Genomic DNA, 11,817 nt, shown 5'->3' on the forward strand with positions numbered 1-11,817 from the left:
CCTGCTTTCTAACAGCTTAGCTTGATCCGGAAAGGCGACAATAGTAATTTGGTTTCATTTCCAATAATTTTAAAACTAAAAAATTAGCGTATTTTAATTACCTAAAATTTTTAAAAATCAGCTAGTTTAACTATTTTTCTTGATTTGATAATCAGCTTTAAAGTTCTGATAACTACGTCGCTCTGCGGAATCTTCGGTTAAAGCTTCTACTTCCTGCAGGGTATTCAAGCAACGTGCAGTGAGCTGGATATATTGCTCGGTGCCATGGCTTTTCCAGGCAATTTCTTTTTCTTCTAAAGGACGAACTACTTTCGCCGGACTGCCAAGTACCAGATTATTTGCTGGCACTTTGAATTTAGCCTTGACTGTACTGTTGGCCCCAACAATCACATTCTCCCCGATTTCGGCTTCATCCAGAATCACACTATTCATACCGATCAGGGCATTTTTTCGTACCACGCAGCTATGCAGAATGGCACCATGACCAACATGGCCATATTCTTCCACTAAGGTCACACTGTCCGGAAATCCATGGATGGTACAGGAGTCTTGGACATTGGCATTTTTCTGGATATGAATCCGGCCAAAATCGGCACGCAGCGAAGCAAATGGACCAATATAAACTCCGGCTTCAATGATCACATCACCGATCAGCACAGCCGTAGGATGGACATAAGCTTCAGGGCTGACGACAGGAATTACCCCATCAATCGCATAACATGGCATAGACTCCTCCTTGAGCTATTACATTCATGATTTTTTTAATATTAAAAGGTCAATTCCGGCTGCTTTAAGCCACCAAAACGTTTATAAAATTGTGGATGTGCAGGTGGCATAAGGCCTTCCGCTGTCCGGGCAGTCTCCAGAAAAAACTCATCTCCTGCTGCAAATACTGCCTGATATAGATTGGTACTTAAGTTACGCGCAATCAGTGACAACCAGTCTGTTGGCAACAGTTCAAATGGCAGATTCGGGTCTTTCAGTAAAATACGGCGGTATTGATGGATCAGCAGAATACGAATCTGAAAGGCTTGTACTGGATTCAGTTCCTCTTCATTTTCCACCAGATAGAAAAACTCGCGGAAATCACTAATAAATTTTTCATAACGCTGATGCAGTTCAGGAATTGGCCAATTGGTTTCAACCATGCGTTTAATGGTTGGATAAGATTCCTGCCAAAGCTGTAAAGTTTCAGCACGAAACACTACGACTTGATCGGTCATTTTATTATTGAGCAGAAGGTTTTGCAGTTTCTGCTGATCACAACCCGGATAGGCCATGACATTGGTCGCGATATTGGCAAAGCCTAACCATTCCAGTTCTTTTTTCAGTGTCTGTTTATTTTCCAGCTCAACTGAGCTGAGCAGAACCAGATCCCATTTCTGATCCCATTCATTATGCTGGAAGCTGTAAATTTTCTGGTCTGCGGTAATAAAACGCTGACGGCTGCTTTCGGTAATCCGGTAATAACTGGTGCGGCCAATTTTTTCAGAACTCAGCCAGCCATTTTGTACCAGACGGAATACGGCGGTACGCACAGAACGCTCATTGAAGCCGAATACATCCATCAGCTGAATCAGGCTGGCAAGACTAATGACTCCCCCGCGGTGATAAATACTGTCACCAAAAATCGTCATTACCAATGAGGTTCCACTAAGGGTCTCATTCTGAATGAAATCATCAATTACTTGTTTTAATTTCGGATTCATTACGTTCAATTTACCTTGTTAAAGCCGGATGACAGACCTGAGCCTGTCATCCAGACGTATTTAAGCGGACTTTCGGATATCAAACACCCGCTGAGCCTTACCTTCAGAACGTGGCAAGCTACCTTCCGGTAAAACTTCCACACTGACACTAATCCCGACCATGGTCTTGATTTGTACTTTCAGCTGATTTGCCAATTGGTGTGTCATATTTATAGCATTATCTTTACGCATTTCGGTACGAATATGCAATGTATCCAGGTGACCCTGTTTACAAATCTGAATCTGATAATTTGGAATAAGCTGCGGAATATGCAGGATTTGCTCTTCAATTTGTGATGGGAACACATTCACACCACGAATAATCATCATGTCATCACTGCGACCGACAATCTTGTCCATACGACGCATGGTACGTGCTGTACCTGGCAATAAGCGTGTCAGATCACGGGTACGGTAACGAATCACCGGCATACCTTCTTTGGTAATAGTGGTAAATACCAGTTCACCTAATTCACCATCAGGTAATACTTCACCAGTTTCCGGATGGATAATTTCAGGATAGAAGTGGTCTTCCCAAATCGTTGGACCATCTTTGGATTCTAGACATTCCATCGCCACACCCGGTCCCATGACTTCAGACAGGCCGTAAATATCCAGCGCATCAATACCCAGACGTTCTTCGATTTCACGGCGCATTTCATTGGTCCATGGCTCTGCACCAAAGATCCCGGTCTTGATTGAACAATCTTTAGCAGTTCCGAATTTTTTCTCCAGACACTCAATAATATTTAGACAGTAAGATGGTGTGACCATTAAAGCTGTTGGCTTGAAATCATGAATCAGCTGGGCCTGCTTGTCAGTTTGGCCACCTGACATTGGAATTACGGTGGCGCCCAGACGTTCTACCCCATAATGTGCCCCTAGACCGCCAGTAAATAGTCCATAGCCATAAGACACCTGAATCGTATCTTTACTACTGAGTCCTGCTGCACGTAACGAGCGTGCCACCACATCTGACCAAGTGTTAATGTCATTCTGGGTATAACCGACTACAGTCGGCTGACCTGTGGTCCCTGAAGAAGCATGTACACGGACAATCTTCTCTTGAGGCACAGCGAACATACCGAATGGATAGTTTTCGCGCAGATCCTGCTTGGTGGTGAACGGGAATTTTGCCAGATCTTTTAGTGATTTTAAGTCATCTGGATGGACACCGGCTTCATCAAACTTTTTCTTGTAAACCGTACTGTTCTGATAAGCATGCTGTAGTGTTTTTTTCATACGTTCCAATTGCAGGCCACGTAATTCATCTACTGAAGCGGTTTCAATCTGTTCCATTGCATTGTTATTCATATTCTTGCTCCTGCTGCAGTCATCCTGACTGCTGATGATTTCTCTTTTGATTCAGTTCTTAAGACACATTTTCCAGAATCAGTGCGACACCCTGTCCAACACCGACACACATGGTACAAAGGGCATATTTTCCTTGCTTACGTTGTAATTCTTTCATGGCGGTAATGACCAGTCGTGTACCGCTCATTCCGAGTGGATGGCCAAGGGCAATAGCACCACCGTTTGGATTGACTCGCGAATCATCATCCTGAAGGCCCAGCTCACGTAGCACTGCAAGCGCCTGTGCGGCAAAGGCTTCATTTAGTTCGATCACATCCATCTGTTCTAGACTTAAGTTTGTCTGTTTTAATACTTTCTGCACTGCGGGCACTGGACCGATACCCATATAACGTGGTTCTACTCCTGCACTGGCGATTCCTACCACCCGTGCTAGCGGTTTCAGCCCATATTGTTCTGCGAAATATTTATTACCAAGCAGCACACAGGCTGCACCGTCATTGACACCAGACGCATTACCCGCAGTTACCGAACCACCTTCCTTGCGAAATGGTGCTTTTAAAGAAGCCAATTTTTCTAAAGTAGTATCGGCACGTGGATGCTCATCTTCAGCAATCACCTGAGTAGCACCTTTAGCACCTTTGATTTCTACTGGCAGAATTTCTGCCTGAAAAATACCATTCTGCTGTGCCTGTGTAGTTTTTTGCTGGCTGCGATAAGCAAACAGATCCTGATCTTCACGATTAATCTGATATTTTTCAGCTACGTTTTCTGCCGTTTCCGGCATGCTATCTACGCCGAAACCTGCCTTGAATTGTGGATTGATAAAACGCCAGCCAATGGTGGTGTCATAAATTTCCGGAGTACGGCTAAATGCTGTGGTTGGCTTGGATTGTACAAATGGCGCACGGCTCATGGATTCTACCCCACCGGCCACTACAAACTGTGCTTCACCCGATTTAATTGCACGTGCTGCCAAGCCGACTGCATCCAGACCAGAGGCACAGAGACGATTTACAGTAATGGCAGGTACGCTTTCCGGCAGGCCCGCTAAAAGTATTGCCATACGCGCGACATTACGATTATCTTCACCGGCCTGATTGGCACAGCCTAAAATTACCTCATCAACTTCTGCCCACGGCAGATTAGGATGCTGCTGTTTTAAATACTGGATCGGTAAAGCAGCAAGGTCATCGGCACGAATACTACTCAAATCACCTGCATAACGACCAATTGGGGTACGAATACCGTCAAAAATATAAACATGTTCCATCGTTCTTGTTCCTTAGCTCCCCATCCTTAGTCTGTTGGCGATCCTTGTTGCGCCTGTCCCAGCGCTGTCTGCTTAGTTCAATATATACCAGGTTGTATCGCTCTTCACCAAAAATACGATACATATTTTTTAATATTTGTAAATTTGTGTCATATTAAATTCTATTTACTCACCCAAATCATTTATCTGAATAAATAAAATAAAAATAATTAATAAATCAATATCTTGAGTAGAAAATAGTGCATAAATCTATATTTTTCAGATTTCATTTACTATCAGGGTATTACTACATATAACATAAAACCTAACTAACCATCAGACCAAATAGGTATCATATTCATACCCGTCAGGAATAGTTCAACTCGACCAAATTGCTAAGCGATAACTGTCGGGAAAGATCGTCACAACTTTGAGCCGAGTCAAATCCATCTCTGGCAGATTTAGCAGCCCTTATATTGTGGTGTTCGTTTTTGCATAAAGGCCTGAACGCCCTCACGATAATCGCTAGAACGACCCGCCAGACGTTGCAGATCGCGCTCCAGAATCAGTTGCTCATCCAGATTATTGTCTGCGGCGGCATGAATCGCTTTTTTGATCAGGGATAGACCATAAGTCGGCTGAGTCGCCAGATGTTCAGCCATTTTTTCAGCTTCTGCTTTTAACTGATCATCTTCAACTACCTGCCAGATCATGCCGAGTTGTAGTGCACGTTCAGCCGAGATTTTGTCACCCAGCATCGCCAGACCCATCGCTTGGGCACGGCCAACCAGGCGTGGCAGGAACCAGGTCCCCCCTGAATCTGGCACCAGACCGAGACGGCAGAAAGCCTGAATAAATGAAGCAGATTTGGCAGCTACCACGATGTCACAAGCCAATGCAATATTGGCACCTGCACCCGCTGCTACACCATTCACGGCACAGATCACCGGTTTTGGCATTTCAGTAATCAGTTTAATCAGCGGATTGTAGTATTTTTCAATCGATAGCCCCAGATCTGGCGCATCAGCATTTGGATCAACCACACGATCGTTCAGGTCCTGACCAGCACAGAAACCACGTCCTTCTGCAGAAATCACTACAGCGCGAATTGCTGAATCTTGCGCCCAGTGTTTTACGACAGAAGAAACTTCCTGATGCATGGTTTCATTAAAACTGTTGAGCTGTTTTGGACGATTAAAAGTCAGGTAGCCCACAGCATTTTTTTCTTCGACAATAATTGTTTGGTAATCCATTACACACCTTTTAAGTTTCTATTTCGTTCATGCATTTATCTGCATGATGCTTAATTTAAAATCTTTACTCGTCGAAACTGAGACGAACATTTTGAGTGATTGGACGCGCCTGACAGCTCAGCACATAACCTTTCTGGATTTCTTCTTCTTCCAAGCTATAGTTGATCGCCATTTCCACTTCACCTTGCAGCACCTTACATTTACAGGTTGCGCATACCCCGCCCTTGCAGGCATAAGGTAGATCTGCTCCAGCACGTAAAGCAGCATCCAGAATACTGTCATCCTGCTTGGATACTTCAATGATCAGCTCACGACCATCCAGAACGATGTTGACCTTTTCCTCAGTACGGCTTTCGATCTGCTGTGTAGAGGCTTTTGGTGCAGTCCCGGTATTAAAGCGTTCGGTGTGAATTTTGCTGCGTTCAATCCCGAGGGTTGGCAATACGGTTTCGACCGCATTCATCATTTCTTCAGGACCACAGGCAAAGCAGTGATCGGTTTCTGCTGGAATCAGGCCTGCCTGAAACAGCTGCTGCAGTTTTTCTGCATCAATACGACCATTGAAAATCTCGCTGTCATTCAGTTCACGCGAGAAAATATTGATCAGTTGCAAACGCTCTTTAAAACGGTCTTTCAGATCCATAATCTGTTCAGAGAACATGGTTTGTTTCCAGGAACGGTTGCCATAAACTAAGGTAAAAGTGGCATCTTGTTGACGGTTCAACACTGCTTTGACAATAGAGAGGATTGGCGTAATACCACTACCTGCAGCAAAGCCCAGATAATGTTTGCCACCAACCTTGGCCGCTTTCTGAAAAAACACACCTTGTGGTGGCATTACTTCCAGTACATCGCCCACTTTCAGGTTTTCATTGGCCCAGGTTGAGAACTGGCCTTGATCAATTTTCTTGATCGCAATACTCATGTCTTCATCACTATCGCTACAGATCGAATAGCAACGGCGCAATTCTTCCTGTTCTGTAAGATAACGGATGGTCAGGTGTTGGCCCGGCTGATACTGAAAATTTTCGGCATGTTCCGGACTCAGTTCAAAAGCAATGCAAATTGCCTGTTCAGTCTGAGGCTGAATCGATTTAATGGTTAACGGAATAAACTGGCTCATTTCAAAATCCTTCTTAAGCTGTGGCAATCTCACGCTTTATTGTTATGGCTTGTGCGCTTAAGCCCTTAAATACATTTAAAATAGTCAAACGGCTCCAAGCATTCCTGACATTTGTACAGCGCCTTGCAAGCGGTTGAACTGAATTCACTGAGTAGTCGAGTGTGATGGCTCTGACAATGTGGACACTGGATACCATCACTGAGTGCGACATGGGTACCGCAGCTGTTTGAACCACCTTTGGGTGGGGCAATACCATATTGCTGCAGTTTCTGTTTGCCTTCTTCACTCATCCAGTCAGTGGTCCATGCTTCTGACAGATCGACCACGACTTTGACCGGCGTCAGCTCATGTGCTGCAAATGCCTGGATGATTTCCGCCTTGAGCAGATCGGTTGCCGGACAGCCACTATAAGTGGGGGTCAATCGAACCACGATTTCATCCTGTGGGTTGATCTCCACTCCACGAATCATGCCCAGGTCAAGGACTGACAGGACTGGAATTTCCGGATCGGAAACCTGTGCCAGGACCTCCCAGCATTGATCTTCTACATGTCTAATCAAGTTCATGCCACTCACTCCCTGTGATGTGCTGGATTTACCAGTTCATGCCTGGATAGCTGCGCTGCATATATTGCAGTTCCGCCAGTACATAACCCAGATGTTCGGTATGTAGTCCCTGCTTGGCGCCACTACGGTAAGCACCACTTTCTGGCAAGCTCAGTTCAAAACGTTGCAACTCAGCAGATATAGTTTCCAACCATTTCGGTTTCAGCAGTTCCAGATCCGGAATCAGGTGAGCATCAACCAGCTGACGTTCATCTGCAGTCAGGCTGAACAGCTCTTCAGTAAAGCGCCATAGCTGGTTCAGACCATTCTGGATCTTTTCATGTGCTTCTGCAGTACCTAAGCTCAGACGTTCCATCCATGAGGTTGAAAAACGCAAATGGTATTTCACCTCTTTCAGCGACTTGATGGCGAATGAAGAAATGTCTTCATTCTTGCTATTGCTGAGTGCCGCAAACAGCAAAGCATGGTAATGATCCATCAACCATTGACGCACAATGGTTTGACCAAAGTCACCATTTGGCTGTTCACTCAACAGCAAATTGCGGTATTCACGCTCGGTACGAAAATAAGCCAGTTTGTCTTCATCACGACCTTGCCCTTCAATTTCACCGGCGAGACTCAGTGCTGTACGTGCCTGACCCAGTAAGTCCAAACCGATATTTGCCAATGCAATATCCAGCTCTAGCTCCGGTGCGTGACCGCACCACTCTGCCAGACGGTGTGAAAGGATGAGTTGGCTGTCGCCAACATGCAGTAAAAATTGTGCCAATACCTGATTCGTCATTGCTCTTTCCTCCACCTTACATGTGTTCGATGCCATCTGGAATGTGATAGAAGGTCGGATGACGGTAGACCTTGTTCAATGAAGGATCAAAAAACTCCGATTTTTCATCTGGTTGAGATGAGGTAATCAGTTCAGATTTCACGACCCAGATACTTACACCTTCATTGCGACGGGTATAGACGTCACGGGCATTTTGCAGGGCAATTTCATCATCAGGGGCGCGCAGGCTGCCGACATGACGGTGGCTCAGACCCTGTTTGCTGCGAATAAATACTTCGTATAAAGACCAGTTATTCTTGTTCATTTGCATATCCTTGTGCTATTCCGTTGCCTTAAGCGATTTTTCGTTGATCTGACTGCTGCTGTTGCTTGCTGGCATAAACTGCTGCTGATTCACGCACCCATTTGCCGTCTTCCCAAGCCTTGCGACGTGCTTCAATACGTTCGTGGTTGCATGGACCTTTGCCTGCCAGTACATCGAAAAACTCATCCCAGTTCACTTCGCCAAATTCATAGTGGCCTGTTTCTTCATTAAACTTCAGGTCTGGATCCGGTACAGTTAGGCCAAGCTGCAATACTTGCGGCACAGTGTTATCGACAAATTTCTGACGCAATGCATCATTACTGAATAATTTGATTTTCCACTGCATGCTTTGCGCACTGTTTGGAGAATTGTCATCACTTGGACCAAACATCATTAATGCCGGCCACCAGAAACGATTCACTGCATCCTGTGCCATCTGTTTCTGTTCTGGTGTACCTTCTGCCAGTTGCATCATGGCTTCAAAACCTTGACGCTGATGGAAACTTTCTTCTTTACAGATACGCACCATGGCACGTGCATAAGGACCATAAGAAGTACGACACAGCGCCACCTGGTTGATGATTGCCGCCCCATCCACCAGCCAGCCAATCGCCGCTACATCTGCCCAGGTCAAAGTTGGATAGTTAAAAATGGATGAGTATTTCATGCGGCCAGCAATCAGCTTTTCCATCATGTCATCACGGTCTGCACCAAGCGTTTCTGCTGCACTGTACAGGTACAGGCCATGCCCGGCTTCATCTTGTACTTTAGCCAGCAATACCGCTTTACGTTTCAAAGTCGGTGCGCGGGTAATCCAGTTACCTTCTGGCAGCATGCCAATCACTTCTGAATGTCCGTGCTGACCAATCTGGCGAACCAGGGTCTTTCTATAGGCATCCGGCATCCAGTCCTTCGCTTCAATAGAAATGTCCTGCTCTATCTTCTGATCGAATGTTTGTTGTTGCTTATTCATGTTTGTCTCACTTATCCCAAGTGCTGATACAACTAAATTAAAACGATACAAATATAAAATCAATGCTATTTTTTAAGTATCATATATTTTTCAAAAGCATTTTTTATTAAGTTATTGTTTTTATTATTTTTAAATTTTTAATTACATGAAAGTTACTTTTTTGTTTGCGGATTATGATTGACATTTAAGCTTTTTGATTGCAATTTATGAAACATCAAAAGCAAAAATAAACTCAACAACGTATCATAAATGGAGTTATACAATGTTGGAACTGGACAGCACTACCCAGAGCACGGATCTTCAGGACGACACACAGGCGAATTACTCAGCTAAAGTTAAAGTATTGAGTTCACTGGTTTTAGGTGGTGAACATAGCGCACAAAATGACTTGCGTACGGTTTATCACGCTATTAGCGGTGAAGCGATTTATCAGGTCAGCAGTCACGGTATCGACATGCATAATGTGGTGCAATATGCCAAACAGAAGGGTGCAGCCATTGCCCACTGGACTTTCCACCAGCGTGCTAATGCTCTGAAACAGGTGGCACAATATTTACTGGAACGTAAGGAAGATTATTACCGCCTGGCAGCCGCAACCGGCTGTACCCGTAAAGATGCCTGGATTGATATTGAAGGCGGGATCGGCACCCTGTTCGCCTATTCAAGTCTGGTTCGCCGTGAACTCAGCGATGAAACGGCACTGGTTGAAGATGCCTGGATTCCACTATCCAAACAGGGTAGCTTTGGTGCCAAACATATCCTGAGCCCAAAAGCTGGTGTAGCAGTGCATATTAATGCCTTTAACTTCCCGATCTGGGGCATGCTGGAAAAAATTGCACCTACTCTACTAGCCGGCGTACCTTGTATTGTCAAGCCAGCAACAGAAGGTGCAGAACTGACACATGCAGTCGTTAAAGACATTTTAGCCAGCAATTTACTGCCAGAAGGCACCCTTCAGCTGATCTGCGGGCAGACTTATGACCTGTTTGATCACCTGAATGCACAGGATACGGTAACCTTCACAGGTTCGGCTGCTACCGGCCAGAAACTGCGTGCGCATCCACACCTGAATGCCCACTCCATTCCATTCAGCATGGAAGCCGATTCGGTGAACAGCGCCATCCTGACCCAGCAAGCCAACGATGAAACCATTGACCTGTTTGAGCGTGAAGTCTTCCGTGAAATGACAACCAAGGCCGGACAAAAATGTACTGCAATTCGTCGTGCCTTTGTGCCAGCAGCATTGCTCGATACCGTACAGCAACGCCTGACTGAAAAACTACAGAAAGTAGTCATCGGTGATCCTGCACAGGACGGCGTAACCATGGGTGCTCTGGCCAGCGTTAAACAGAAGCATGATGTTGCTGTCAAGGTAGAACAGCTGGCACAGGAAGCTGAAATCATCATAGGTAGCCACCTGCGCCAGGACTTTGCCATCCAGGTCGCACATCCGGAAAAATCTGCTTTCTATCCACCAACAGTATTGTTATGTAAAGATCCGGTACAGGCCCAACAGATTCATAATATCGAAGCCTTTGGCCCAGTGGTTACATTGATGCCCTATAGTGACCTACCACAACTGGCAACATTAGTAGCTCGTGGTGAAGGCAGTCTGGTCGCTTCAATCGTGCGTAACCATGATGAAAATATTGAACAGCTACTCAGCAAGATCGCGCCTTGGCATGGTCGTGTGCATATTCTGGATCGTGAAAGCGCTAAGGAAAGTACCGGTCATGGTTCACCACTGCCATTGTTAGTGCATGGTGGTCCGGGGCGTGCTGGCGGTGGTGAGGAACTCGGTGGTCTGCGTGCAGTGAAACACTATATGCAGCGTACTGCTATTCAAGGCTCACCAAATGTGCTGACTCAGGTCGGTCATAGCTGGACCGCGGGTGCGGAGGTATTTGAAGACCGCGTGCATCCATTCAAGAAATCCTTTGATGAACTGCGGATCGGTGAACGCCTGCTGACTGCACGCCGTACCATTACTGAAGCTGATATTGTCAACTTTGGTGGTTTAAGTGGAGATTACTTCTATGCACATATGGATAAGATTGCGGCTGCGGAATCCTTGTTCGGTGAACGCGTCGCACATGGTTACTTCATTGTCTCTGCCGCTGCCGGCTTGTTTGTTGATGCTGCTCCAGGTCCAGTTATTGCCAACTATGGCATGGACAACCTGCGCTTCGTAGAACCGGTGAAAATTGGTGATACCATTCAGGTAGAACTGACCTGCAAGCAGAAAACCCCAAAACCGCTGCGTGATGAGCAGAGACCGCATGGTGTCGTGGTCTGGGACATCAAGGTGAAAAACCAGCGCAATGAACTGGTCGCGACCTATGACATCCTAACTCTCGTAGAAAAAGCTGCTTAACAAATATTTTCAGACACTTAAAGTAAGAAGGGAATCTATTTGATTCCCTTTTTTATTGATTTAAAAATAATTGTATCTTTTTAATCCAGACATATTGACGGCTGTGCAAATTACTCCTAGATTAGATTA

11 protein-coding genes are annotated in these 11,817 nt (G+C 45.4%); 1 reads left to right on the top strand and 10 read right to left on the bottom strand.

The genetic code is table 11. The features are described 5' to 3' along the window. Positions 1 to 126 precede the first annotated feature (126 nt). From ACEWB7_RS04150 to paaA, 10 genes are all read right to left on the bottom strand, one after another. Positions 127 to 726, bottom strand: coding sequence for a gamma carbonic anhydrase family protein (locus ACEWB7_RS04150; protein ID WP_262738320.1), 600 nt, complete (start codon positions 724 to 726; stop codon positions 127 to 129). A gap of 41 nt (positions 727 to 767) precedes the next feature. Then, positions 768 to 1,709, bottom strand: coding sequence for a phenylacetic acid degradation operon negative regulatory protein PaaX (gene paaX / locus ACEWB7_RS04155; RefSeq protein WP_262738322.1), 942 nt, complete (start codon positions 1,707 to 1,709; stop codon positions 768 to 770). A 60-nt stretch (positions 1,710 to 1,769) separates the two neighbouring features. Then, positions 1,770 to 3,062, bottom strand: coding sequence for a phenylacetate--CoA ligase PaaK (paaK, locus tag ACEWB7_RS04160; protein ID WP_262738323.1), 1,293 nt, complete (start codon positions 3,060 to 3,062; stop codon positions 1,770 to 1,772). Positions 3,063 to 3,120: 58 nt separating this feature from the next. Further along, a complete protein-coding gene (gene pcaF, locus ACEWB7_RS04165; protein ID WP_262738324.1) occupies positions 3,121 to 4,332 on the bottom strand; it encodes a 3-oxoadipyl-CoA thiolase in 1,212 nt (403 codons plus the stop codon). A gap of 440 nt (positions 4,333 to 4,772) precedes the next feature. Then, complete coding sequence (paaG, locus tag ACEWB7_RS04170; protein ID WP_262738325.1) at positions 4,773 to 5,564, bottom strand: 2-(1,2-epoxy-1,2-dihydrophenyl)acetyl-CoA isomerase PaaG; 792 nt, start codon at positions 5,562 to 5,564, stop codon at positions 4,773 to 4,775. A 64-nt stretch (positions 5,565 to 5,628) separates the two neighbouring features. Beyond that, the gene (paaE, locus tag ACEWB7_RS04175) at positions 5,629 to 6,687 is read right to left on the bottom strand and encodes a 1,2-phenylacetyl-CoA epoxidase subunit PaaE (protein ID WP_262738326.1); all 1,059 of its coding nucleotides are present in this window, start codon (positions 6,685 to 6,687) and stop codon (positions 5,629 to 5,631) included. A 65-nt stretch (positions 6,688 to 6,752) separates the two neighbouring features. Next, complete coding sequence (gene paaD, locus ACEWB7_RS04180) at positions 6,753 to 7,253, bottom strand: 1,2-phenylacetyl-CoA epoxidase subunit PaaD (protein WP_166136733.1); 501 nt, start codon at positions 7,251 to 7,253, stop codon at positions 6,753 to 6,755. 28 nt (positions 7,254 to 7,281) lie between these two features. Beyond that, positions 7,282 to 8,037 (bottom strand): 1,2-phenylacetyl-CoA epoxidase subunit PaaC, encoded by a 756-nt coding sequence (gene paaC / locus ACEWB7_RS04185; protein WP_262738328.1) that lies wholly within the window; start codon positions 8,035 to 8,037, stop codon positions 7,282 to 7,284. Positions 8,038 to 8,053: 16 nt separating this feature from the next. Beyond that, entirely contained in the window at positions 8,054 to 8,341 is a 288-nt protein-coding gene (paaB, locus tag ACEWB7_RS04190; protein WP_004783374.1) for a 1,2-phenylacetyl-CoA epoxidase subunit PaaB, read from the bottom strand. A 28-nt stretch (positions 8,342 to 8,369) separates the two neighbouring features. After that, positions 8,370 to 9,314, bottom strand: a complete 945-nt coding sequence (gene paaA, locus ACEWB7_RS04195; protein ID WP_262738329.1) for a 1,2-phenylacetyl-CoA epoxidase subunit PaaA — start codon at positions 9,312 to 9,314, stop codon at positions 8,370 to 8,372. A 262-nt stretch (positions 9,315 to 9,576) separates the two neighbouring features. Between paaA and paaZ the strand changes: the two genes are divergently transcribed. After that, positions 9,577 to 11,688: a phenylacetic acid degradation bifunctional protein PaaZ gene (paaZ, locus tag ACEWB7_RS04200; protein WP_262738330.1), complete on the top strand. Its 2,112-nt coding sequence runs from the start codon at positions 9,577 to 9,579 to the stop codon at positions 11,686 to 11,688. Positions 11,689 to 11,817 lie beyond the last annotated feature (129 nt).

It is taken from the genome of Acinetobacter sp. NIOH-H-8, from assembly GCF_046635365.1.
Taxonomy (GTDB): domain Bacteria; phylum Pseudomonadota; class Gammaproteobacteria; order Pseudomonadales; family Moraxellaceae; genus Acinetobacter.

Bases quoted from the DNA above. Each gene is read 5' to 3' on its own strand.
- paaK (WP_262738323.1), bottom strand. From the start codon at position 3,062: ATGAATAACAATGCAATGGAACAGATTGAAACCGCTTCAGTAGATGAA.
- paaZ (WP_262738330.1), top strand. From the start codon at position 9,577: ATGTTGGAACTGGACAGCACTACCCAGAGCACGGATCTTCAGGACGAC.
- paaE (WP_262738326.1), bottom strand. From the start codon at position 6,687: ATGAGCCAGTTTATTCCGTTAACCATTAAATCGATTCAGCCTCAGACT.
- paaX (WP_262738322.1), bottom strand. From the start codon at position 1,709: ATGAATCCGAAATTAAAACAAGTAATTGATGATTTCATTCAGAATGAG.
- paaB (WP_004783374.1), bottom strand. From the start codon at position 8,341: ATGAACAAGAATAACTGGTCTTTATACGAAGTATTTATTCGCAGCAAA.
- pcaF (WP_262738324.1), bottom strand. From the start codon at position 4,332: ATGGAACATGTTTATATTTTTGACGGTATTCGTACCCCAATTGGTCGT.
- ACEWB7_RS04150 (WP_262738320.1), bottom strand. From the start codon at position 726: ATGCCATGTTATGCGATTGATGGGGTAATTCCTGTCGTCAGCCCTGAA.
- paaD (WP_166136733.1), bottom strand. From the start codon at position 7,253: ATGAACTTGATTAGACATGTAGAAGATCAATGCTGGGAGGTCCTGGCA.
- paaG (WP_262738325.1), bottom strand. From the start codon at position 5,564: ATGGATTACCAAACAATTATTGTCGAAGAAAAAAATGCTGTGGGCTAC.
- paaC (WP_262738328.1), bottom strand. From the start codon at position 8,037: ATGACGAATCAGGTATTGGCACAATTTTTACTGCATGTTGGCGACAGC.
- paaA (WP_262738329.1), bottom strand. From the start codon at position 9,314: ATGAATAAGCAACAACAAACATTCGATCAGAAGATAGAGCAGGACATT.